Origin of the sequence: Xanthomonas bonasiae (assembly GCF_014836395.1) — a bacterium.
In the GTDB taxonomy this organism is placed as follows: domain Bacteria; phylum Pseudomonadota; class Gammaproteobacteria; order Xanthomonadales; family Xanthomonadaceae; genus Xanthomonas_A; species Xanthomonas_A bonasiae.
The window spans coordinates 116310-142053 of the sequence record NZ_JACSQX010000012.1 but is presented as its reverse complement, the minus strand read 5'-3'; the positions used below and the strand labels follow the sequence as shown (position 1 = coordinate 142053).

Annotated in this window: 8 protein-coding genes and 1 tRNA gene; all 9 read right to left on the bottom strand. The window is 65.0% G+C overall.

Annotated elements, in window-relative coordinates; all coding sequences use genetic code 11:
* Positions 1-14: 14 nt before the first annotated feature.
* The gene (locus tag H9658_RS18675) at positions 15-272 is read right to left on the bottom strand and encodes an acyl carrier protein (RefSeq protein ID WP_179564183.1); all 258 of its coding nucleotides are present in this window, start codon (positions 270-272) and stop codon (positions 15-17) included.
* Between the two features lie 97 nt (positions 273-369).
* Positions 370-1599, bottom strand: coding sequence for an aminotransferase class I/II-fold pyridoxal phosphate-dependent enzyme (locus H9658_RS18670; protein ID WP_225210100.1), 1230 nt, complete (start codon positions 1597-1599; stop codon positions 370-372).
* Between the two features lie 80 nt (positions 1600-1679).
* Positions 1680-2666, bottom strand: a complete 987-nt coding sequence (locus H9658_RS18665; protein WP_191826505.1) for an NAD-dependent epimerase/dehydratase family protein — start codon at positions 2664-2666, stop codon at positions 1680-1682.
* Positions 2667-18860, bottom strand: coding sequence for an SDR family NAD(P)-dependent oxidoreductase (locus H9658_RS18660; RefSeq protein ID WP_191826504.1), 16194 nt, complete (start codon positions 18858-18860; stop codon positions 2667-2669). It lies immediately after the preceding gene.
* A 1939-nt stretch (positions 18861-20799) separates the two neighbouring features.
* A tRNA-Ser gene (locus H9658_RS18655) sits at positions 20800-20892 on the bottom strand.
* An 81-nt stretch (positions 20893-20973) separates the two neighbouring features.
* The gene (gene csrA / locus H9658_RS18650; RefSeq protein ID WP_145700275.1) at positions 20974-21186 is read right to left on the bottom strand and encodes a carbon storage regulator CsrA; all 213 of its coding nucleotides are present in this window, start codon (positions 21184-21186) and stop codon (positions 20974-20976) included.
* Positions 21187-21321: 135 nt separating this feature from the next.
* A complete protein-coding gene (alaS, locus tag H9658_RS18645) occupies positions 21322-23970 on the bottom strand; it encodes an alanine--tRNA ligase (protein ID WP_179564171.1) in 2649 nt (882 codons plus the stop codon).
* 106 nt (positions 23971-24076) lie between these two features.
* On the bottom strand, positions 24077-24571 hold the full coding sequence (gene recX / locus H9658_RS18640; protein ID WP_191826503.1) for a recombination regulator RecX: 495 nt from the start codon (positions 24569-24571) through the stop codon (positions 24077-24079).
* A gap of 118 nt (positions 24572-24689) precedes the next feature.
* Positions 24690-25739: a recombinase RecA gene (gene recA, locus H9658_RS18635; protein WP_145700280.1), complete on the bottom strand. Its 1050-nt coding sequence runs from the start codon at positions 25737-25739 to the stop codon at positions 24690-24692.
* Positions 25740-25744 lie beyond the last annotated feature (5 nt).

Sequence of the window (25744 nt, the reverse complement as noted above, 5' to 3'; positions counted from 1 at the left end):
CGTCCTCGTCCGTCTCAGGCGACCAGCGCGCGGTTGTTCAGCTGCGCGCTCAGCACGTCGACGACGTCCTGCAGCGTGTAGCGGTCGCGCTTGTCCGAATCGGCGATGCGCACGCTCAGGCGCTGCTCCAGTTCGTACCAGATTTCCAGCATTTCCCGCGAATCCACGCCCAGATCGCCACCGAGATAGAAGTCCGGTTCGACGGTATCGACGGTGAATCCGGTCCGCTTGATCTCGTTGATGGCGGACAACACTTCTGCGTACACGTTCATGTCTCTCTCCTCAGCTGACATTGCGTCCGGCACGAAGCGGCGCTCGCCCGGATCTCGTTGGCGCGCATCGCGGCGCGCGAATGGCGAAAAAAAGGCGTTAGAGCAGCCCCATCTCGCGCGCGGTCGATGCGATCAGATCGACCGCGGCGTCGATCTCTTCGCGCGTATGCGTGGCCATGACCGACAGACGCAGGCGCTCAGCGCCCGGTGGAACCATCGGGTATTCCATGATGTTGGCGAACAGGCCGCGACGGTACAGCTCCTTGTTCAGCCGCCTGACGGCGCCGTCCTCGCCGAAGAACACCGGCACGATCCCGGATTCGCCGCGAGCGATGCGCATGCCCGCCGCCTCCAGACGGTCCTGGATGTAGCGGACGTTGGCATGCAAGTTCTCGATGCGCTGGGGTTCGCGCTCCATCACGTCGAGCGCGGCCGAGATCGCGGCGATCGTCGGCTGCGCCAGGCCCGAGGTAAACAGGTACGGATACGAGAAATTGCGCAGCAGGAAGATATGCTCGTTGCTGCCCGACACGAACGCGCCCTGCGCACCGATCGCCTTGCTGCAGGTGGACATGCGCAGGTCGACCTGGCCCAGCAGATCCAGATGCTCCAACGTGCCGCGCCCGTTGCGGCCGACCGTGCCCAGGCCGTGGGCATCGTCGAGGATGGTGATCACATCGTGGCGTTTGCAGATCTCGACATACTTCTTCAGGTCGATGATCAGACCGTCGACCGAGCGCACGCCCTCGACCGTGGAGAAGATCTGCGCGCCCGGCTTGGCCTTGGACTTGATCCGCTCGAGAATCCTCTCGAAGCCATCGAGTTCGTCGGGGTCGAAGGTGTAAAACGGTACGCCTGCCATCTTGATCGCGTTGATCACGCTGGCGTGGCTGTTCTTGTCGTAGACGATGACGTCGTTGCGGTTCATCAGGCCGCTGACCCAGCACAGATTGGCCATGTAGCCGCCCGGCAACAGCACCGCATCTTCGTGGTCGGCCAACTTGGCCAGACGCAGTTCCAGATCGCGATGCTGTTTGGTGTAGCCGGAGAACGCCGGCGATCCGCCGCTGCCGATGCCGTACAGTTCGACCGCCTCGATCACCTTGCGCTTTACATAGGGATCGTTCGACAGACCCAGATAGCTGTTGGAACCGAATACCAGGACCTCATTGAAGACCTCGCTGTTGAGTTCCTTGTACTTCATGCGGCGATCGACCGGACCGAAGCCCTGGCGGCCGACCATGTACCCCGCCTCCAACTCTTTCACATAGGTTTCGTACTGGTGCGCGAGCCGCTCTTTGAAAGGCTTGCGTTCGAGTTCGATCAAAGCTCTTGAGTCCATGTTCTTTCCCTATCCTTCCTGTTAAGTGTCCCTACCACGTCCTGAGCATCGTCCACGCAGAGCCTTCAGCCGAAAAATCCGTTGCGCCTGTACCACTCCGCGCTGTCGCGAACCATCGCTTCGATCGGCGCGGAGCGATAGCCGAGCTCACGCTCGGCCTTGCTCGAATCGAAGTAATACGTACATCCCATCACGCGCATCCGGTACGCCTCGACCGCGGGCTGGCCGGGTACGAACGGGAACCGGCGCTCCTGCAGAGTGGTCTTCAGGCGCAACCAGCGGTAATTCGCTCTCGGAATACGCAACGGCTTTTCCAAGACTTCGCCGATCACGTTCAGGAAACGAGCGATGCGAATATTCTCTCCGCCCAGCAGATAACGCTCTCCGGGCCTTCCAAGGGACAACGCACTGACATGCGCGCGCCCCACCTCGGCTGCGGAGCAATAGGTCGCACCGCCCGGCGGACTGAACGGAAGTTGGTCGTAGTGCGCGGCGATCAGCAACCGACCCCACTGCAGGTTGTGATCGTAGGCCCCGACCACCTCCGCCGGATTGAGCACGATCGTCTCCAGACCACGCGCATTGGCCTCGAACACGACGCGCTCAGCCTGCTGCTTGGTCGCCGCGTACGGGCTGCGCCTACGGTAGCCGGTGAGCGGCACGCTTTCATCGGCGACGCGCGACGCGTCGTCGAAAGCGCCGACCGTCGACGTGGTGCTGGTGTAGACCAGCCGGCGTACGCCATTGCGCAAGGCCGCATCGACGACGTTGCGCGTGCTGTGCACGTTGGCTGCCTGCAACATCGGCAGGTCGCTCCACTTGCAACTGGTGTTGCCGGCGGCATGAATCACCGCCTCGGCGCCGCGCATGGCCTGCGACAGTGCATCCACATCGTCAAGACCGCCACGGACGATGTCCACGCCGAACGGTTCCAGGTACTTCGTGTTCGAATCCGACCGCACCATGGCGGTGACGCGATGCCCGGCGGATACCAGCGCGGAGACGATGTTGAGACCGACGAAGCCATTGCCGCCAGTGACGAATACAGTCATTCAGGAACCTTCCGTGGTGATGGCTTTGGCTTCCATGGTCTTCCAGAAGCGTTCCCGGCTCTCGGATTTGGTGCGCATGCCGAGCGCGGACGGGATGCGATCGGGATTGGAGACAATGCCTTCGAGCAGCACGGTGATCTGTTCGAGCAGCATCGCCGCGCTGGCGTGGTCGGGTTCGACCGCGCGATAGATCAAGCTCAGCTCCAGCGAATCGACGTCGATCGCCGCAGCCAGTTCCATGCGCGGGCGCAGGCCGCAGGGATACGCTTCCGAGGCCAGGTGGCGTTCGCCATCCTCGCCTGGCTCGATCGGCGAGCCGAAGCTCACCACGCAATCGAACAACTGCTCGCGCCCGACCCATTCGCCAATCCGTTCGACCGTCGTGGAGGCGTGGCGATGCTTACGCAGCAAGGTCGTCTGCAACTCACCCAGCCATTCGAGCACCTTCTGCCGACCGACGGTGCGCACCCGCACCGGCAGCAGGACCGCCTCGCCGGCATGATCGGCGCCGAGAAGACCGAACTGGGAATAGCGGGCATTGCTGTAGCGATTGAGCAACACGGCCCAGGCCGCGGCGATCAAGGTTTCCAGCGCGATGCTGTGGCGCGAACCGAAGACCTGCAGCAACTGCGTCAATGCCGGATCGACCACCTCGGACACGGCATGCACCGTCCCCGGCCCATCGCCCCCCGGTGCCGCGGACTCCAGCGACATGCGCTCGCCCAAGGCGACCACGGTATCGGACGCGTCGCCAAGGTGGTCGACCCAGTAGCGGCGCACCCATTCCTCGTAAGGCTCATCGGCCGCGGTCCAGCCTGATGCATCTTCGACGTTGGTGGAGGCGACATCCGACAGACGGCGCCATTCCGCGGATGCTTCCACTGCTCCTGTGGGGGCTTCGGCTTCGCCGATTTGCAGGCGGTTGTCGGCCAGGATGTCACCCGGCCTCGACTGAGCAGAGGCCACACCGTCCGGGACGACCACATTGCGCAAATCGCAACGTACCTGTTCGAACGGCGTGCCTGGGAACGAGGCGCGACGGCGCGGTTGGCCATGGTGGATCTCGGACCAATCGATCGCCGCACCGCGCACCCACAGCTCGGCGAGCTTGTCGAGGTCTCGCGCACGCAGCAGCGTGTCGACGAAGCCGTCTCCGGCATCGCCGTCTAGCAAACGCAGCATGTCCAGTGAACCATGGGCTTCAGTATCGCCCGAGAACATGCCGCTACGGCCGCCGGCCTCGTGTGGGTGCTCGAGCGCTGCAATCAGCGCCTGCGCATCGGCGGCAACCACCGCCAGACGATGACGATAGGCGATGCGCCCGACTTGCGAGGTGTAGGCGAGGTCGGCGAATGCAGCCAGGGTCAGTCCCTGCGCGGTCTGCTCGCGCATGAAGGCAGCAAGCGAGGCCGTGTAGCTCTTCAATCCCTCTTGGCTACGCGCCGACAACACGAACAAGACCGGCACCGCGACGCTCGCGGCTTCGGCCGGCGCGGACTCATGCGATTCCACGATCACGAATGCATTGGAACCACCCATGCCGAACGAGTTGACGCCGGCGATACGCGTGCCCTTGGCATTGCGCGGCCATACCGCCGCCACATCGGGAAAACGGAAGGCTGAACCGGCATGATCGAAATTGCTGTTGATCCGGCGCAGCTTCGCGCAGGGCGCGAATTCGCCGTGGCGCATGCTCAACAACACCTTGATCAGCGAACCGATGCCGGACGCGGCCTCCATATGCCCGATGCCGGCCTTGCTGCCGATCGCGCACCGGCCGATCGCGCTGGAAGTACGCCGCAACGCATTGTCAAGCGCCTTCAATTCGATCGGGTCACCCAATTCGGTACCGGTGCCGTGTGCTTCGATGCAGCCTATGTCGTCGGCGACCAGACCGGCATCGCGAATGCAATCGGCGACGGTGTCTTCCATCACCTGCAGATTCGGCATGAACTGCCCCGGTCCGGTGCCGAAGTGGCCGATGCGCGAAGCGCGGATGACACCGTGGATATGATCGCCGTCGGCAAGCGCACGGCTGAGCCGCTTGAGCACCACCACGCCGGCACCCTCGCTCGGCACAAGACCATTGGCGCCTTCATCGAAGGTGCGTTCCTTGCCGTCAGGCGACAATACCTTCATATCGTGCAACAACTGGTACTTGCTCTGATGCAGCGACAGATTGATGCCGCCGACCAGGGCTATTTCGCAATCGTCCGAAAGAATCGACTGCCGCGCCAGATGCAGTGCGGTCAGCCCCCCGGAGCATGCGGTCGAAACGGTCAGGCTGGGCCCATGGAAGTTCATCACGAACGACAAGCGGTTCGACAGCTCGCTGGCGACCGAACCCGGGCCGATGTACTCGCGGCTATTCCGCTGCATGTCGGCGGCGACACGGCTGAAGTCGTCGTTCATCGCGCCAACGAACACGCCGACCTTGGAGGTGGCCAAGGCCTGCGGCGTATACGCGGCATCCTCGACCGCACGCCACGCGGCGCGCAGCAATACGCGCAGTTGCGGATCGGCCTTGTCGGCCTCGGCCTGCGACATGCGGAACAGCTTCGGATCGAACAGCTCGACATCGGACAGGAAACCTCCGACGTCGGCGATCGATTGGCCGGAGCGCGAGCGATGCTCGTTGAGCGAAGATGCGAATCCGCGTGCCAGCGGAATACGGGTCAGGCAATCGCGGCCTTCGCGCAGATTCCGCCAGAACTGATCCAGGTCGGGCGAGGACGGGAATTCGCCGGCCATGCCAACGATCGCGATGGCTTCAGCCGCGGCGGACGGCGCGCGCCCGGCCGGCAGCCGCTTGGAGTGCATCGGCGCGGCGGTCTTCTCGCGAGCGGGCGACGGCACGGCCGGCGTTGCGCGCGCCTCGCGAACCGGGATGCCGGTAGCCAGCGCGTCGGCAATGACGAAACGCTGGCGCACCGCCTCCGGATAACGCGCAAGCAGATAGCGCGCGAGCTGCGCGGCACTGTCGTATTCGAACAGTGCGGTCTTCGGCAATTCGGCGAAGTCCACACGCAGTGCGGTGTGCAATTCGAGCATCAACACCGAATCCATCCCGCACTGCTCGAAGCTGGCACGCGATCCGATCGCCGAGGCCTGGGTCTTGGTGACTGCGGCCATGCATTGCTTGATGAATTGTTCCACCTCGATAAGCAGCGCGTCGTCGATGACGCTGACGTCGGCTACGCGGTGCGCGGCTGGCGACATTTGCTGATTGGGACGCGCAGCCAGCGGCGGCGCGGCCGGCGCAATGTCGCGCACCGCTGGCTTGGCATCGATCATGCGCATGGCAACGGCGCGCTCGACGGCGACCGGCTTGTCCGCTTGCGGCACAGCGTCGTCCGTCAACCTCAGGGTCTTCGCGATGCGCTGCGGATCGCCGACCGTCACCAGCACGCGTCCCTGCGCCGAACGCAACAGCGTGTCGAGGATCTCCAGCCCTTCGGCCTCGCTCAGCGCCTGCATGCCGGAGAACCCGAACACCACCGAATCGCCGCCGGTGATTTCCATGCCGCCCGTCGCCCACAACGGCCAACCGATCGACAGGCTGCGACCATGACGCAGGCCGCGGGCGCGCTGCGCCTCGCGCCACAGCGCATAGCCATCCATGAAGCGATTGCCGGCTGCATACGCGCCCGATCCCAGATCGCCGATCAGCGCCGAGACCGAAGAGAATGCGACGAAGAAATCCAGCGGCAATGCCGCGGTCGCACGGTCGAGCACGATCAAACCGTCGACCTTGGGCGCGAGCAGCGCGTTGAAACCGGCATCGTCGAGTTCGAGAATGGAGCGATCGCTGGCCGCGCCGGCGCAGTGAATGACGCCGTTCAAGCCGTCCAACTCGCGCTCGGCCACCGTCACCAACGCCGCAACCGCGGCCGCATCGGCGATATCGACGCCGCGATACTCGACTTGCGCGCCGAGCGCGCGGATCGCGTCGACCGCCTCGCACGCGTTCGCCGGCAACTCGAGCGAGCGACCGCAGAGCAGCAGCCGCGCCCGGCACTTCGTCGCCAACCAATGCGCCACCGCCAGCCCGAGCTTGCCCGCGCCGCCGGTGATCAGATACGTGCCGTGATCGCGCAACGTCAATGCGGCATTCGCATCGTGCGCGGCCATCGGCAGGACGCGCAACGCCCGGCGGTGCCGATGGCCGCCGCGCCAGGCGATTTCGTTGGCGCCGAAACCAGTATCGACGTCCAGCTCGTCGATGATCGCCCGTGCGCACACCTCGATCCGATCTCGATCGTCGCTCAGCGTGGACAGTTCGAAACGATGATTGGCCATCAACAGCGAACGCGCGTATCCAATGATCGCCTCGTGTTGCGGCTGGACGTCGCCGTCATCGCGATACGCATACAGCAACCGCACCGCGGCGCCGGGATTGGCCCGCTCCGAGGCAATGAACAATTGGCGCACCGACTGCAGTCCGCGATGCAAAGCGCTCTGTCCGGCGCCCTCGGCCGACCACGCGGCAGCGGGCGCACCGCTTCTAATCACGATATGGTCCGGCAGCAGATCGCGCTCGCGCAGAGAATCGAACAGGGCCGACGCACTCGCAGCATTGAACGGATCAAAGCGATCCGGCGCAGACGCCTCTTCTCCATCCGCCGCGAACGCGATCGCGACGCCGCGATCGCCATTGGGTAAAGCGCAAACCAAACCATGCGCAAACTCGCGGTCGTCCGCGATCACCAGCACCGTGCGCGCGGCACGGCTCGCGACCGTGACCTGCGCTAGCGGCGCAGGCACCCAGTGATCGTCGAAGAACTGCACCGCGCGGCTCGGCACCTCCTGACGGACCAGTGCGCGGCCGCTGAACCCGTGCAACTTCGCCAGCACGCGACCATCCGCGTCGGTCACCAAGATGTCGTACTTGTATGCCGTCGCGTCGGTGGTCGACGCCAATCCGGCCGGCAGCGCGGTCGCCAGCGCATCGCGGCTGCGCACGACATGCGCATAGCAGGTTTCGGTGAGCGGGTGACGAATCTCCAACTCATCCAGTGCGAACGGCACGATCGGCACCACCGGATCACCGCTACCGGCCATCTCGACCGCCAGCCCGGCGCGCAATGCAGCATCGAGCAAGGATGGGTGCAGAGCGAATTGGCTCACGCCCGAGCGCAGATGCGCCGGCAGGCGCAGCTCGCACAACGCGCCTTCGGCCAGGCGATAGCGAGCCTGGGTGACCTGGAAGGATGGGCCGAAATGGAAGCCCATACGGCGGAAGGCCGAGTAGATCTCCTCCGGACCGCGTTCGATGCGGGTGCCGCGCGCGACCATGGCTTGGATGTCCAGCCACTCGTCGGCGACCTCGTCCCCGGCCCCCTGGAACAGCAGTTCGCCGTCCACGCAGATCGCCGCATCCGATTCGCGCAGGATATCGAACTGCAATCCGGCCTCGTCGTTGTGCATGCGGATCGTCAGCGCATCGGGCGCGCCGGCGATTTCGAACGGCTGGCGCCAGGCGAAATTGCGGATACGCGACACGCGCCAACCTTCCCCCGCCGCAAGATCGCCGGCCGCACGCGCCATTTCCAGATAGGCCACGCCCGGCAGAATCCTACGGTCGCGGTCGGTATGGACGATATGGTCACGCAGGTAGAACTCCTGGCCATCGAAACGCTTGCGATAGATCTGCGCGGCGAGAGTGGACAGGTTGCGGTCGATCAGCGGATGCGGGGCGTCGGCAACCGCATCGCGGCGCTTCTCGTCGACCCAATAGCGCTGGGTGATGAAGGGCATGGTCGGGAACGGCACACGACGCGGTCGGGCGCCACCGGCATTGATCGGATACAAGATGTCGACATAACGCGCCCAATCTACGTCGAGCATCGAGACCCAGGCGCGCGCCAACTGGGGCAAGCGGCCGCCGGCGATCAAGGTGCGGATGATCGCGTCGCGCTCGCCCTCCTCGACGATCGCATCGAGCTTCTCGCCTTGCCGGCGCGGCGAACCGCGCAGCACGCCCTCGGCAATGGAACCGGCGCGACAGGCGCACAACGCGTTCAACAGTTCGGCGACGCTGGTCGCAACGATCGCGAGGCGCTCGTCCATCGCCTCGCGGCCGATCTGCGAGGAATAGGCGAGCGAACGAAGATCCAGACCGACATCCGGATCGCCGCCGCGTTCCAGGAACGCGATCATGCGATCGACATAGCGCATCAAGCGCTCTTCGCCGTCGGCCGACAACACGAACAGCACCGGTCGACCGTCGGCGACCGCCGGCAAGGTCCTGGGATGGTCCTCGATCAGACAATGCGCGTTGGCCCCGCCTGCACCGAAGGAACTCAAACCGGCGCGACGTGGGCTGTGCACGCTGGTCGCGACCCACGGCTCTTGCTGTTGAACCACGCGGAAAGGCGCTTGGGCGAAGTCGATGTTCGGATTCGCAGGCGAAGCATGCAGCGACGGTGCGACGGCGTCGTGGCGGAACTGCAGCAGGATCTTGGTCAACCCGGCGATGGCCGCAGCCGATTCCAGATGGCCGACATTGGACTTGACTGAACCGATGCGGCACTTCTGGAGACTCGATTCGGTGCCGCGGCCGAGGGAAGCGGAGGCCGTATCGAATGCGCGGGTCAGCCCGGCGATCTCGATCGGATCGCCCAAGGACGTGCCTGTACCGTGCGCTTCGATGTAATCGATGCTGCGTGGATTCCAACCGGCCTGCTTGAGCGCCTTGCCGATCACATTGGTCTGCCCGACCTGATTCGGCACGGTGTAGCCATTGGTCTTGCCGCCGTGATTGAGGCTGGTCGCCTTGATCACGCCGTAGACGTGGTCGCCGTCCTCGATCGCCTGACTCAAGCGCTTGAGCATTACCACACCGACGCCCTCGCCCGGCACGTAGCCGTCGCCGTTGGCGCCGAACGCGCGGCAGCGGCCGTCGCTGGACAGGAACTGCGCGGCGGACAACTTCTGATACTTGTTCGGATGCACGATCACGTTGACGCCACCGGCGAGCGCCATGTCGCAGTCGCCGTTGTCGATAGCGCGGCACGCCAGATGGATTGCGGTCAACGACGAGGAGCACATCGTATCGATGGCCATGCTCGGGCCGTTGAAATTCATGAAGTACGAAACGCGGTTGGCGATCGAGGAGAACGGCGGATTCGGCCGTCCCGACTTGAGCTGCTCGTCTGTGACGTCGATCTGACCGTAGTAGCCCCACATCACCCCGACGTACACGCCGACCGACCGGCCTTTGAGCGACTGCCGGGTCTGGCAGGCGTCCTCGACGCATTCCCAGGCGGTTTGCAGGAACAAGCGCTCCTGCGGATCGATCAGTTCGGCTTCGCGCGCGGAAATATTGAAGAAGCGCGCATCGAACTGATCCACGCCGTCGATGAATCCACCCCACTTGCTGTAGACCGCGCCCTTGAGCGTGCGATCGGGATGGAAGTAACGGCTGTGGTCCCATCGCGACAGCGGAATTTCGCTAACGCTGTCGCGGCCGGCCGAGAGATTCTGCCAGAACGCGTGCAGATCATTCGCGCCGGGATAACGGCCACTGAGGCCGACGATGGCGATGTCTTCCGGCTCGAAGCGATCCGCGCCGCCTCGCAGACGGCGGAACGCGCCCGACGTGCTGAGCCCACGCGCTCTCGCGGGCGTCGGACTAGCGGCGCTCGCCTGCGTGTGCACTTCCGCGCGGATGTGCTGAGCGCGTCCGTCCCGCCAATGCAGGTCGGCGGCCCAATCGGCAAGCGTGCCGTGGCGGTATGGAGCGGACGCATCCACACCTTCGAAATCCTGCGCCAAGGCATGCAGCACGGTGACGATGTTGACCGCGTCCAGAGGCCAATGTGCGATCGGCGTGTCGACGCGGCAGCTCGCGGCTTCCGCGCCGAGAATCCGCCGCAGTTGCCGGAACAGATGTGCATGCACGCTCGCATCACCGCCTTCCGCGGATACCGGCGCCTCATCGCTCGCGCTGGCCGGCGCGATCCATGCCGCCGACGTTGCTGCGGAACCGGCTCCGGCCAAGGATTGAGCGACCTCCGGGAACGCCTCGGCCAGATGCTCGGCCACACTGGCGACGTCCTGGTATTCAAAGAACAGCGTCTTGGAGATTGCGCCGAAGGTCTCTTCCAGACGACCGGTCAGTTTGACGATCATCACCGAATCGATGCCGTAGTTCTCCAGCGGCACGTTCGGATCGATATCGGACGGACTCAGGCCAACCGTTTCGCCGAGGATGCGGCGCAGGAATTCCTGCGCGGCCAGTCGCGGTGCATCGACGGAGACAAGCGGTTCTTGCGCGACAGCGAAGGTTTGCGTCGTCGGTACGCGCGCCTCGGCGGCAGGCGCCATCGCGCGCAACAGCTCAGCGTGATTTTCTGCGAGGTAGCCCGCGATGCCGGACAGTTCCTGGTACTCGAAGAACAGCGTCTTGGGCACTTCGCCGAAGCGCAGCTCCAACTCGCGGTTCAAGGCAGCGATCATGACCGAATCGATACCGTAGTTTTCCAGCGGCGCATGTGGATCGATCTGCGCCGGCGCAAGCTTGGTGACGTTGGCGAGCAGTTCGACCAGGCGCGCGGTCGCGAGCGCCTGAAGGGCTTCCGGTTCGGCCATGGTCGAGTTCGCCGCAACCACAGACGACTGCATCGCCGCCGGCAGGGCCTTCGCGGCCGCCGGCTTCGGCGCCGTACGCGCACGCGCGAGCAGCGACAGTTGCGGCGCGGACTGAATAGTGAGTTGTTCGATGCGCACCAGTACCCGGCCTTGCGCATCGCACACGCTCAGGTCGAAGTGCGATTGCTCAGGCGTCATATCGCCGTGCACGATCGTGCTCCTGCACGCATGCACGAACACCCGTTCGCCCGGGATCGCGAGGATCTCGATCCGGCGCAACCGTACCGGCACGCGGATGACATCGCCGTTCGCGCTGAACCCGCCGACGCCGAGACCGACGCGGATGGCACCGTCGATCAACGCCGGATGCAGGACGAAATCGCCCGCCTCCACCCCGACGATACGCGGCAGGCGCAACACGCCCAGCGCTTCATCGGCGTTGTGACGCAGGCTTTCGAAGACCTGGAAACTTTCGCCGAAGGCAAAGCCCATGGCCGAGAACGCGGCTTCCACGTCGCTGCCGTCGAGCGCGGCCGTGCGGGCCGCTATCGCGGCCAGATCCACGCCCGCAACCTCGCCAGCGACGAAAGCATCGCCGAGCACGATCGCACCATCGGCATACGGCTGTTGCGCATCGCCGCCGACGGCGCCGATACCGAAGGCAACCGCGCCACGCTCAGGCAGCAGCGAAATCCGCACGGTTTGCGGCGCATCGTTGACCACGATCGGCTTGTACCAATGCACGTCTTCGATTGCCGTCACCACGCGCCCGGGCGCGGCCAGCTGCGCCGCCTGCAAGGCCAGTTCGAGATACACCACACCCGGCAGGACGCGGTTGTCGCCCAGTCGATGATCGCGCAGATAGAACGCGTCGGGCCGCAATGTCTTCAGGAAAGCCTGTTCTTCCAAGGTGGACACGTTGACGTCGATCAACGGATGCAATGTAGCGATGCCGCCCCCGCCGCTCGCGTCGACGTCCGATGTCTCGACCCAGTAACGCTGGCGTTGGAATGCATACCCCGGCAACGGCACACGGCGCCGGCTGCCGGCGACATGCAACACGCGCCAATCGATCGCTACGCCGTCCACCCAGGCCTGCGCCAAGGCGGGCAGATCGCGAGCGGCGAGCGATTCCGACAGCCGTGCCGTCGCGGCGGCGCCGCGTGCGGCCACCGCAGGGTCGCGTTTGGCGGTATCGCGATGACCGGACCACGCTTGCGCGGCCAGCAGACCCCGCTCGGCGTACAGTCGCAGCGCGTCCAGCAGCTCGCGCCGCGATGTCGTCACGAAAGCGACGCGGATTTCCATCGCGATGCGGCCGATCTGCAAGGTATATGCTGCATCCTGCAAACCGATCGTCGGATCGTCCTGCAATCGTTGGGCCAACCTGGCGGCCATTTCGCGCAAGGCGGTATCGCGACGCGCGGACAGCACGACGATGACCGGTGCATCGGCGCCCACGCTGCCGCGAGCCTCCTCGATGTATTCCTCGACGATCAGATGGCCATTGCTGCCGCCGGCGCCGAACGAGCTGATGCCTGCCAGGCGCGGCAACTCCGTGCTCGCCCCGGCATGTTCGACGACCGGACGCCGCCAAGGCTGCAAGCTGCGCTGCACGCGGAACGGACTGTGCGCGAAGTCGATATAGGGATTGGGCGCATCGGAATGAATCGACGGCACCAGACTGCAATGCCGCATCTGCAGCAGCACCTTGGTCAGGCCGGCGATGCCCGCGGCCGCTTCGAGATGGCCCAGATTGGATTTGGCCGAACCGATCGCGCAGTACTGATGCTCGCTTTGAGCGAAGGCCTTGGTCAGGCCCGCGACCTCGATCGGATCGCCCAGGCTCGTGCCGGTGCCATGCGCCTCGACATAACTGATATGGCGCGCATCCACGCCCGCCGAATCCAGCGCTTCCTGCACCAGCGCCGCCTGGCGCTTGGGATTGGGCACGGTGAACCCAGAGGCCTTGCCGCCGTGATTGATCGACGAGCCGCGGATGATGCCGTAGATGTGGTCGCCGTCGCGGCGCGCCTGAGCGAGGGATTTCAACACCACCGCACCGACGCCTTCGCCGGGCACATACCCGTTGCCACCTTCGCCGAAGGCGCGGCAGCGGCCGTCGCTGGACAGGAAATGCATGTCCGAGAGCAGGTTGTACTTGTTCGGGTGCAACGACAGATTGACCGCACCGGCGATGGCCACGTCGATCTCGCCCACGCCGATCGTCTGACAGGCGAGATGAATCGCGGTCAGCGAGGACGAGCAGGCGGTGTCGATGGTCAGACTCGGACCGGAAAAATTGAACTGATACGAAACCCGATTGGCGACAGCCCAATAGAAGCTGTGCGGCACCACCCAGCTGTCACGTGGACGATCCACGCCGTGCAGCTGGTAGTCACCCCACATCAGACCGGCATACACGCCGACCGGGTTCTCGCGATACCCACGCGCCTGCGCCAGCGTGTCCGGCGTATAGCCGGCATCCTCGATCGCCTGCGAGGCGATCTCCAGGAACAGGCGTTCGTTTGGATCGATGTTCTCCGCTTCTTTTGGCGAAATATTGAAGAACAGCGGATCGAACTGGTCGACATCGCGCAGGAATCCGCCCCAACGGCTGTAGCTGTTGGCCCGCGTCGCTTCGCCAGGCTGGAAGCGGAACTTCGCCGCCAGATCCGGCCTGTCGGCGGGAATTTCCTCGACGCAATCGCGGCCCAGCCGCAGGTTTTCCCAGAACGCTTCCAGCGTTTCCGCCTGCGGATAGCGACCTGCCAGGCCAATGATCGCGATGTCGTCGCGCTGCGGCGGGGATGCGGGTTCGACGGCACCGCGGCGGATCGGCGAGGATACAGCGTAGGCGGCAGCGCGCCCGGAATCGTTCGCGATGGTCGGCGCAGGCGGCGTTTGCGCGGCCGTGTATGCGGCAGATGCAGCGGCGATGTCGACGGCGGCTTGTGTGGGATTCGCGATCGCGCGGCAACGATCCGGGTGCTGTTCGATAAAGTACGCGCTGAGTTCGGCCAGCGTCTGGTATTCGAAGAACAGCGTTTTCGGCAAGGTGCCGAAGGGTTTTTCCAGATCGGCGATGAGGTCGATCATCACCACCGAATCGAAGCCGTAATCCTTGAACGAGCGGTCCGGCTCGAAGTCGGCGGAAATGCCGAGCTGCGAGGCGAACAAGTTCGCGAGGAAACTGGATACCGGCGCGCGCCAGGCAGAAGGATCGTGATCGGCATGGCTCCCGTCGGCACGCGGCGCGGCGATGGCGATGGCGGCAGCCACGGGCCGGTGATCCTCGGCGATCACCCCCAGCACTTCGCGCACCTTATCGATATCGCCCGCCGGCATCACCACGACTTGCGGCTGCGCTTGCGCAATCGCGTATTCCAGCACCTCGATACCACGCTGGGTCGTCAACGGCACGATACCGAAGCTGCGCCGCAGCGCTTCCTCTTCCTTGTCGCTAAGCCGCATGCCGCCGTCCTGCCAATACGGCCAGTTGATCGACACCGACTTGCCGCTGCGTTGGCCGACTGCGACCAGCGCCTCGCGCATCGCCGAAAACTCATCCTCGAACGCGTTGCCGAACGCATAGTCGCTCTGCCCGACATTGCCCAGCACACCGGTGACGGAGGAAAACAGCACGAACAGGTCCAGCGGATCGCGCTGCGTCTCCTGATCCAGGCACCAGGCACCCAGGGTCTTGGGCGCAATGACGCGCGAGAACGCTTCCGCGGGCTTGCGCAGCAGGAAATCGTCCTCGATGACCCCGGCCGAGTGCAGCACGCCGTTCAGCACTTGATCGCGCAAACGCAGATCCTCGCGGATCGCCGCAAACACGCGCCGGACTTCGTCGCGGTCGGTGATATCGCATGCAAAATACATCGCACGACCGCCCAGGCCGGCCAAGGCGTCTAGCGCCGGCTGCTGCGCCTCGGACAGTGGCTTGCGACCGGTCAGATAGACCGTGGCCCGATAGCGCTCGCACAGATGGCGGGCGACGATCAGGCCGAGCGCACCGAGTCCGCCGGTAATGAGATATGCGCCGCCCGCCCGAAAGTCCATGCCGCTCGCGTGAGCCGCGGCCGGCAGGGCGTTCGAATGCACGGGCGCGAACCGGCGCGTCTCGCGCAGGCCGTTGCGATAGCGCACGTCGGTGACTTTGTCTGCGGCGAGCAATTCGTCGGCGACCAGGTCGGCCCAGCCCGTGCTATCGGCCGGGCATTGCACAACGCGCCCGTTGAAGCTCGGCTTTTCGATCGACAGCGTCTTGTAGAACCCGCCCAGCGCGACGACATCGGTGACGCCGAGCCCGTCGCGATTCGCCACGCCTTCGCGGTCTTGTTGGGCCAAATGAACAAAGCGCGCGCGCTTAGGACCGCGCAGCATCGCCTTGACCAATGCAAACGCGGCACGCGCGCTGGTGTCGATGCGCGCCTGCACGGACAGGTTCTTGCCCGGCCTCGGCGCGACCCAGACAAAGTGTTCCGGTTGCGCGCCGCGCGCTTTCCAGGCTGCGACCGCGGCCTCGGCATCGGCGAGCGAACCGGCGCGAAGAACCTTGCCCTGCTCTGCCGGCGCGAGTCCGGCGTCCGCGGCCAGGACCGGCAGGCATTCGAAACTCGTGCCGGCGAACCGCGGCGATCCTGCAAGCAGCGCATGCAGGCTGTCGAGATCGTCCCGCTCGCCGATCATCACCACCGTCGCGGGCGCTTGCACCGCGCTCGCTGCCGCAGCCTGCACCCATAGCGGCGCGTAGAGATCGCCGGCAATCGATTCGGGCGGAAGACGCATCGCAACGGCGGCAGGGCCCTGCGCCACCGAGGTTTGCGCCATGCGTGGACGCAAGCTCAATCCACGGAATGCCAGGCACACACGGCCGACGGATTGGCCAGGCTCGCACCCGATCAGATCGATATCGAACCGGGAAATTCGCTCGCTGCCGGACGAGGTCGGCGCGAATCGCGCCCAAGCGTACAGCTCGGTTGTATTCGAATCGGAACCCGTTCCCGCATCCAGAACATCCAGACGATCCAGGGCGAACGGCAAGCACGGCGCATGCGCGCGCGGTGCGTTAGTCGCGTCGATGGCGGACGCGAGCAAGACCGCCGCCTGCAGTGCCGCATCAGCCGTACTCGGATGCACGACGAACCCCACGTGGCCGGCCGAAAGCTGCGTGGGCGACACGATCCGCGCCAGACACTGGCCGGCGCCGAGGCGCACATCGGCGATCGACTGGTGCCCCGGTCCGTATTGCAATTGCAATCCGGCCAAGCCACGGTAGCAGGCTGCCGAATCGACGAGGCCGGCCGTGCAGTCGTTGCCGATCGCGCCGACATCCACCAGCATTTCGCCGGCATCCCGATCGACGTCCAACAGGCCCTGGCAGTACACCTGTGCCGATTCCCGCGTTTCCGCGTCAATGACCCGAAAGCGCAGACGAGCCGGGCCGGCGTTCTGCACCACACGGTCGCCGGATGCATCCAGCTCCAACTCGACCGACACCGCAGCGCCCGTCACTTCGAGCGGACGCTGCCAGACCACGTCGTGCAAGCTGACAGTGGACACGGCCCCCGCATCCGTACCATCGGCCAGCGCAAGACGCGCAGCGGCGCGAGCCATTTCCAGATACGCGACGCCAGGCAGGATCGATCGGCCGTCGACGACGTGATCGGCAAGGAAGAATTCGCGACCGTCGAAGGTCGAGCGGAAGCGCTGCCGGCCGAGGACGGACACGTTGTTGTGCAGCAGCGGGTGCAGGCGGGCTTCGGCCTTGGCCTCGCCGCGCAGATCCGCCGTGATCGATGCGGGCGTCCAGAAGGTCGCGCCCTTGAAGGGGTAGCCGGGCAGGCGCGCGGGCTGTGCCGACATGCCGGCGAACAGCGGCGGCCACGACAGCTTCGCGCCGCCACGGAAGGCGTTCGCCAAGGCGCTCAATGCATCGATGCGCGCCTGTTTCTTCAGCTTTGGCCATTTCGACAGCAGCGCCTGCAGCGCTTCAGCGTCCACATTTTCGGATGTGGCGGCGCCTTGCGTGTTCGCATCCATCGCTTGATTCAATGCATCCAGCAATGCAGCCGGGCTATCCACCACGCATGCGAACCGGCAAGCCAAGGCGTCGCGGCCCAATAGCAACGTTCGGCTGACATCCATCAGCCGCGTCCGTCCCGCATCGTCCCGTACCCAATCGCGCAGTGTCGCGATGCGGCGCTGCAAGGCCGATGCCGTCTTGGCCGACAAGGCGATCAACACCGGTTCATCGCCACGAACGCGACCGACGCCCTGCCCGACCGGCGCCGCCGGCGCCTCTTCCAGAATCACGTGGGCATTGGTGCCGCCGAATCCGAACGAACTCACGCCGGCGCGCAGCGGTTGCCCCGGCGCAGGCGGCAGCCAGGGGCGGCTGTCATCGAGGACATAGAACGGCGTGTCGTCGATAGCGATGCGGTGGTTGAGCCGGGCGAAATTCTGGAACGGCGGCAGGCGGCGATGCCGCATCGCCAGCAACACCTTGATCACGCCGGCCACGCCCGCGGCCGCCTCGAGATGGCCGATATTGGTTTTCACCGAACTCAAGCCGCAGTATGCGGACGGCAGTTCGATGCCCTGCTTGCGCGCCAGGCCACCGAAGGCCTGCAGCAGGCCTTCGAATTCGATCGGATCGCCCTTCGGTGTGCCGGTGCCGTGCAGTTCGACGAATCCCAGGCTGTCGACGGCCACGTTGGCGCGTTCGTGCGCGGCCATGATGACCTCGGCCTGCGCCTGCGGACTCGGGTAGGTCAAGGTATAGGTGCTGCCGCAGTGATTGACCGCGGAGCCCTTGATCACACCATGGATCGCGTCGCCATCGGCGATGGCGCGCTCCAGCGGCTTGAGCAGCAAGAACGCCGCGCCTTCGCCGCGCACATAGCCGTCGGCAGCGTTGTCGAACGTCTTGCAGGTGCCGCTCGGCGAGAGCATGCCCATCTTCGAGAACGAGATATGGCGGGTCGGCGTCAACATCAGGTTGATGCCGCCAGCGAGCGCCATCTCGCAATCGTCGTATTGCAAGGCCTGGATGGCGCTGTGGATCGCGTTGAGCGAACTAGAACACGCCGTATCGATCGGCACGCTAGGCCCGCGCAGGTCGAAGTGATGCGAGACGCGATTGGCGATCACCGCGGTCGCGGTACCGGTGGAATGATGCGCTTCGATCGAAATCTCGTCGCGCTCCTGCAGTTCCTTGTAATCGTGATTGAAGACGCCAACGACAACGGCGATCTTGCGTCCGCGCACACTCGAAGGCGCCACACCGGCGTCTTCCATGCAATTCCAGGCGAGCTCCAGCATGATCCGCTGCTGCGGATCCATGGACTGCACCACCTTGGGCAGAAAACCGAAGAACTCATGATCGAACGCGTCGACCGCGTCGATGAATCCGCCCCATTTGCTGTCGGTTTTATTGACCGTCTGCTTTGGATCGCCCCATACGCCGCGCCAATCCCAGCGCTGCGCTGGAATCTCGGTCACGCTCGATTTACGGTCAATCAAATTTCCCCAGAACGTCGTACTGTCGTTCGCCCCTGGAAATCGAAACGCCATCCCAATAACCGCGGTATCCATATCGCTCTAAGCATCCTGTCTGCGTCGCGATCGCGATCGCCGTCTCTCCCCATTTAAGAGACCGGCAATATCCTTCTGCCCCCACAGATGGTTATCCGAATGTGACGGACTTACTCGAAAATATTTTAGATTGATATCACAAACCAAGAAAGACGCCGTAGACAGATGCTGAGTAAACCGGGGAAGAGATACCTAGCGCATGTCGATCCAGCGCTTGAAACGGATGCAAACTTGCCGTGCCGGCGGACTGAACGCCGTTCCGCTCGACCGGCCGACCGGCCGACGAGGCGCCACCAGGTCAAGACCCTTGATCGCCTGGCGCGCGATGCGCAAAGCCGCGTAGCTTGAAGCGATCACGGCAGCGGTCGATGTCGCAGCCCTTGTAGGCAACTCGCTTGGTCCGCGCCATGGACGCCCCGCCTGCCGGCATTGGCAACCAGGTATCGATCAACTCTTGAAGTATCTGAAGCATCAACAAATCGTGCCGATTGGCTTAGGCAATACAAAGCGCCAGAGGTACCATTGCGGTCGACGATCAGATGCCGGCAGCAGTATTTCTTTGCAACGAGTCAAGCGGATAACTCTGCCGCGACCGATGCAGTGTTTGAGCGGTTTTGCTGGAGGTTCTGAGTGCTGCCTAGCCGAGATCGACGGCGATAGCGCGTACGCGGCTTTTCATCCTCGTCTCCTTCGATTCTGTTGCGAGCATGGATCGCCTTGAAATGAAGACGAGATGCGCGCGCATTAACCGTCCGGAAACGTCCGCGTCCTGATCGACAACCGCCATGGGCCGATCGTCAATACGTGGCGATAAGGCGTGCTCGCCGATGCTCGGCAAGCAGCAGCACGGGACGCGGTGCTGACACTTGGAACGGACAAGGCGCTATGACCCAGCCGAGTTCATCCAGGCGCAGGACAGGCTGAAGATCCTGCCGCGTGTGACGCAGAAGTGCGCCAGGCCGACGTTCGGCGATGGCCGATGCAGTCGCGGCCAGCGAGGATGGGGCGATCTCTCAGCGCAAAAGCGAGTTGCTCGTGTAGGGATTGGGCTGGACCAAGTCATCAGGCCGTATCCGGCAGGCGAGGTACACGGCCTGGAGAAAGTTGACCATGTGTTGGTGCTGAACATGGCGGCCTACAACGTGATGCAAATGCGCACGCCAAGACAACTGCGCCTGCCGACCGGGGCAACGGCACGCCGGCACTCGCTTGATGAAGTTGGCGCAGGCCGGGAACCGGTTGGTGATGTAGATGCAGATGATGACCCACTTCTGCGCGGTCTCGTGCAGGAACCACTCGAAGAAGCCGGTTCGCGTCCGTTCTTTCCAGCCGCACGGCACGCCTGGCCTTGCGCTGCACCGCCACGAAGGCATCCATCCTTGAGGGTGCGGGTCTTCTGAACGATCGTCTTCGGGTAGTTCTGCCCTAGATGCTACCCAGATATTTGGCGCCGGCGTCTGCGAGGGTTAGGCCGGCGGGGGCAGGCCTCGCCGATAGGCTGGATGGCCCTGCGCGGCGGGAATGGCGCCGATGCGGGCCTGGCGTTGCGCTGCCAACCGCTGGAACAGCGACAAGTCGTGATGTCGTTGATTCCGACCTGACCGGATGCCCCGCCCGGCAGCTTCACGCCTTTGAAGATCAGCCCCAGTGGCGGCTTCCCTTCAAAGCTCTTCAAGCGCTCATCCAGCTCCGATCCCGTGCTGCCATTCCTGATGGCTGCGAAGGTTTGAGCCGAGGCAGCGCGATCGCATGTCGTCCCGGTGCCGCGCGTGAAGACCTGCCTGCAGATCGGCAGGAACGCGCAAACGAACGTAGTAGCGGCCAGTCGAGCCGCGCCTGAGGAGTGCGCTACTCGCATGGAAGTGTCCAAGCGAGTGTCCAAGGTGGTCGAAAAGAAAAACGCCCGCAAATCGTTGATTTGCGGGCGTTTCCTTGACACTGGCGGAGTGAGAGGGATTCGAACCCTCGATAGAGCTTTTGACCCTATACTCCCTTAGCAGGGGAGCCCCTTCAGCCGCTCGGGCATCACTCCGGATTTAGACGCTGCGGATATTCCGCGACCGGGCGCGAAGGATAACGGTTTGTAGGGTCTCAGGTAAACCCTTTCGACGCATCAATCGGAAGATTGATCGCCATGGCCGCCGCCATGCGAAGTCGGCTCGTCGCCGCGCTGGATGCGCTGATAGATTTCTTCGCGGTGCACGGCGACATCCTTCGGTGCGGTGATACCGATGCGCACTTGATTGCCCTTGACCCCAAGCACCGTCACGGTGACCGAATCGCCGATCATCAAGGTTTCGCCTACCCGGCGAGTCAGGATCAACATTTTTAAAATTCTCCAGGGAACCGGTGATTCCCACCGGTACGGCGTCCCGAGCCGGGACGCCCCATCACGAAAGGGAAAAGAAGATCGATGTTAAGGGAAGCCGCGCCCTGCCAGCAAGGCGGCGCGAGTTCGTGTTCAGGGGAGATGTTGCTTGACCCAGGCGGGTACGCCCTCGAGCGCAAGGGCAAGGGCGGGCCCGTCCTCGCCACCACCCTGGGCGAGGTCCGGGCGGCCGCCGCCCTTGCCGGAGATCTGACCGGCGATATGGCTCAGCAGTTCCCCAGCCTTGACCCGGCCCATTGGGCTGCCGTTCACCCCCGCGACCAGGGCCGCCTTGCCTTCGCTGGCGCCGGCCAGCACGATCACGCTGTCGCCCAGTTGTTGCTTCAGGCGGTCCATCGCCTCGCGCAAGGCCTTGGCATCGAAGCCTTCCAGTCGCACCGCGAGCACCTTCACACCGGCCACCTCGACCGCCGTGGCGGCCAGGTCGGCGGTGGCGCCGGACGCCAGCTTGGCCTTCAGCGCCTCCAGCTCGCGCTCCAGGCGCTTGTGCCTGTCGCCCAGCTGGCGAATCTTCTCGACCACGTCGCCGGCGCTGCCGCCGACCAGCTCGGCCGCCTCGTGCAGCTTGGCCTCTTCGGCCGCCACATGGTCCAGGGCGCCCTGCCCGGTCACCGCCTCGATCCGGCGCACGCCGGCCGACACGCCGCCCTCGCTGGTGATCTTGAACAGGCCGATGTCGCCGGTGCGCGCCACGTGCGTGCCGCCGCACAGCTCGGTGGAGTAGTCGCCCATCTTCAGCACACGCACGCGTTCGCCGTATTTCTCGCCGAACAGCGCCATCGCGCCGAAGTCCAGCGCCTCCTGCATGCCCATGTGGTGCACCTCGACCGCGTGGTTGGCACGCACCTGCGCGTTGACCTTGCGCTCGATCACCGCCAGTTCCTCGGCGCTCATCGGCTGGAAGTGCGAGAAATCGAAGCGCAGCCGGTCCGGCGCGACCAGCGACCCCTTCTGCTGCACGTGGGTGCCGAGCACCTCGCGCAACGCGGCGTGCAGCAGGTGCGTGGCCGAATGGTTGAGGATGGTGGCGCCGCGGCGGTCGCTGTCGACCTGCGCCGACAGCGTGGCGCCAACCTGCAGGCGGCCGCTGCGCAGCTGGCCGACATGGCCATGGAACTGGCCGGCGAACTTCTGCGTCTCCTCGACCTGGAACAGCACGCCGTCCGCGCTCAACTGGCCCAGGTCGCCGACTTGGCCGCCGGATTCGGCATAGAAGGGGGTGCGATCGAGCAGCACGATCGCCGCATCGCCGGCCTCGACCGACTCGACCGGGCGCCCGTCCTTCAACAGCGCGACCACCTTCAGCGCATCGGCCTGCAGCGCGTCGTAGCCCAGGAACACCGTGGGAACCAGTTGCGCCACCAGGTCCGCCGGCAGCGTGGTACCGCCGCCGAACTTGCCGGCCGCGCGCGCGGTCTCGCGCTGGCGCTCCATCGCGCTTTCGAAGCCGGCCATGTCCACCTCCATGCCGCGCTCGCGGGCGATGTCGGCGGTGAGATCGACCGGGAAGCCATAGGTGTCGTACAGGCGGAACGCGTCCGCGCCGGGGATGCTGCCGCTGGCGCGGGCGGCGATCTCGTCGAAGATCTTCATGCCCGAGTCCAGGGTCTCGGCAAAACGCTCCTCTTCGGCCTGCAGCGCCCGCTGCACGGTGGACAGCGCCGCCGGCAGTTCCGGATAGGCCTCGCCCATCAGGTCGGACAGGGTGGCCGCCATCTTGTGGAAGAACGGCTGGCGCACGCCGAGCATCCAGCCATGGCGCAGGGCGCGGCGGATGATCCGGCGCAGCACGTAGCCGCGGCCCTCGTTGGAGGGCAGCACGCCATCGACGATCAGGAACGAGCAGGCGCGGATGTGGTCGGCGATCACGCGCAGCGACTTGTTCTCCAGGTCGGCCATGCCGGTCAGCTCGGAGGCGTGGCGGATCAGCGTCTGGAACAGGTCGATCTCGTAGTTGCTGTGCACGTGCTGCAGGATCGCGGCCAGGCGCTCCAGGCCCATGCCGGTATCCACGCACGGCGCCGGCAGCGGCACCAGGGTGCCGTCGGGCTGGCGGTCGAACTGCATGAACACCAGGTTCCAGATCTCGATGAAGCGGTCGCCGTCCTCGTCCGGCGAGCCCGGGGGCCCGCCGGCGATATGCGCGCCGTGGTCGTAGAAGATCTCGGTGCACGGGCCGCAGGGGCCGGTGTCGGCCATCTGCCAGAAGTTGTCCGAGGCGTACGGGGCGCCCTTGTTGTCGCCGATGCGCACGATCCGCTCCGGCGGCACCCCGATCATGTCGCGCCACAGCTCGTAGGCCTGCTCGTCGGTGTGGTAGACGGTGACCAGCAGGCGCTCCGCAGGCAGCTTCCAGACCTGGGTCAGCAGTTCCCAGGCCCAGGCGATCGCCTCTTTCTTGAAGTAGTCGCCGAACGACCAGTTGCCCAGCATTTCGAAGAAGGTGTGATGGCGCGCGGTATAGCCGACCGAATCCAGGTCGTTGTGCTTGCCGCCGGCACGCAGGCAGCGCTGCACGTCGGCCGCGCGCACATAGCTGCGCTTCTCGGCGCCGAGGAACACGTCCTTGAACTGCACCATGCCGGAATTGGTGAACAACAGCGTCGGATCGTTGCCCGGCACCAGCGGCGCGGACGGAACGATGGTATGGCCCTTCCCGTTGAAGAACTCGAGGAAGTCGCTGCGGATCTGGGAGGTGGAGAATTTGGCGGGTGCGTTCATGGGCTGGCTATAGACGAGCGGACGGGTTTCCGGGCGTACCCCCTCAAGATAAGGGCGTGCGGAAACCGGACAAGACAATCCGCCAAGGTTAGCAGGCCCGGCCCGCTCAGTCCTCCGGCTCGTAGCGCGTGGCCGCGCGGATGCTGTCGCCATCGAAACCGCGCCGCGCCAGCAGATCGGCGGCCTTGCGCCGCTGCGCCAGGTCCACCGGTCCGGCCGCGCCGAAGCGGCGCTGCACCAGATCGCGGGCGTTTTCGCTCCAGTCGCCGTCGAATGCGGCCATCGCCGTGGCGATAGCCTCGCTATCCAGGCCGTGGGTGCCCAGTTCGGCACGAATATGCAAGGGTCCATAGCCGGTATTGGCCCGGCTGCGCACCAGCAGTTCGGCGAAGCGGCCATCGTCCTGCCAGCCCTCGCCCGCCAGGCGCTCCACCGCGGCGGCGGCGGCATCCGGCTCCACGCCGCGCGCCCGCAATTTGCGGGTCAGTTCCTTGCGCGAATGTTCGCGGCGCACCAGCAGGCCCAAGGCCCGCTGCAATGGCGTCTGTTCCGGCTGCCGGCGGCGCCGGCGCGGTTCCTGTGCTTGTTCGTCGTCACCCATGCAGGCTCACCGCCACGATCGTCAATGTGCCGTCCCTGGCACCTGCCCTCCTGGCTTGCTCAAGACTGCCGAGGGAGACGAGCGGCACTGACTCCACCGCTCCCCCGGCAGAAGACCATCACGCCTCGGCGTCTGCGTCGGCGTCCTCGGCTTCGGCCGCGCTCGGTGCGATTTCCGTAGGCTGGAACTTCTCGCGCAGCTCGCTTTCCAGCTTCGCCGCCACCTGCGGGTTGTCGCGCAGGTACTGGCGCGAATTGTCCTTGCCCTGGCCGATGCGCTCGCTGCCGTAGCTGTACCAGGCACCGGCCTTCTCGACCAGCTTGGCTTCCACGCCCATGTCGATCAGCTCGCCTTCGCGGCTGATGCCCTCGCCGTACAGGATCTCGGTGATGACCTGCTTGAACGGCGGCGCCAGCTTGTTCTTGACCACCTTGATCTTGGTCTGGTTGCCGATGATCTCGTCGCCCTTCTTGATCGCGCCGATGCGGCGGATGTCCAGGCGCACCGAGGCGTAGAACTTCAACGCGTTGCCGCCGGTGGTCACTTCCGGGCTCTGGCCGGGCATCATCACGCCGATCTTCATGCGCAGTTGGTTGATGAACACCACCAGCGTGTTGGAGCGCTTGATGTTGCCGGTCAGCTTGCGCAGCGCCTGGCTCATCAGGCGGGCCTGCAGGCCCGGCAGCTGGTCGCCCATCTCGCCTTCGATTTCGGCCTTCGGGGTCAGCGCGGCGACCGAGTCGACCACCACGATGTCGACCGAGCCCGAACGCACCAGCATGTCGGCGATTTCCAGCGCCTGTTCGCCGGTATCCGGCTGCGACAGCAGCAGTTCGTCGACGTTGACGCCGAGCTTGCCGGCATAGATCGGGTCCAGCGCGTGCTCGGCATCGATGAAGGCCGCGGTGCCGCCCTTCTTCTGGCACTCGGCGATGGCCTGCAGGGTCAGCGTGGTCTTGCCCGAGGATTCCGGACCATAGATCTCGACGACGCGGCCCTTCGGCAAGCCGCCGATGCCCAGCGCGATGTCCAGCATCAGCGAGCCGGTCGGAATCACCTCGACGGCTTCGATGATGCGATCGCCCATCCGCATCACCGAACCCTTGCCGAACTGCTTCTCGATCTGGCTCAGTGCGGCAGCGAGCGCGCGCTTCTTGTTCTCGTCCATTTTGG

Excerpts from the sequence above, each read along its gene's own strand:
- recX (WP_191826503.1), bottom strand. The coding sequence starts at position 24,571 with ATGGGTGACGACGAACAAGCACAGGAACCGCGCCGGCGCCGCCGGCAG.
- csrA (WP_145700275.1), bottom strand. The coding sequence starts at position 21,186 with ATGTTGATCCTGACTCGCCGGGTAGGCGAAACCTTGATGATCGGCGAT.
- H9658_RS18665 (WP_191826505.1), bottom strand. The coding sequence starts at position 2,666 with ATGACTGTATTCGTCACTGGCGGCAATGGCTTCGTCGGTCTCAACATC.
- recA (WP_145700280.1), bottom strand. The coding sequence starts at position 25,739 with ATGGACGAGAACAAGAAGCGCGCGCTCGCTGCCGCACTGAGCCAGATC.
- alaS (WP_179564171.1), bottom strand. The coding sequence starts at position 23,970 with ATGAACGCACCCGCCAAATTCTCCACCTCCCAGATCCGCAGCGACTTC.
- H9658_RS18660 (WP_191826504.1), bottom strand. The coding sequence starts at position 18,860 with ATGGATACCGCGGTTATTGGGATGGCGTTTCGATTTCCAGGGGCGAAC.
- H9658_RS18675 (WP_179564183.1), bottom strand. The coding sequence starts at position 272 with ATGAACGTGTACGCAGAAGTGTTGTCCGCCATCAACGAGATCAAGCGG.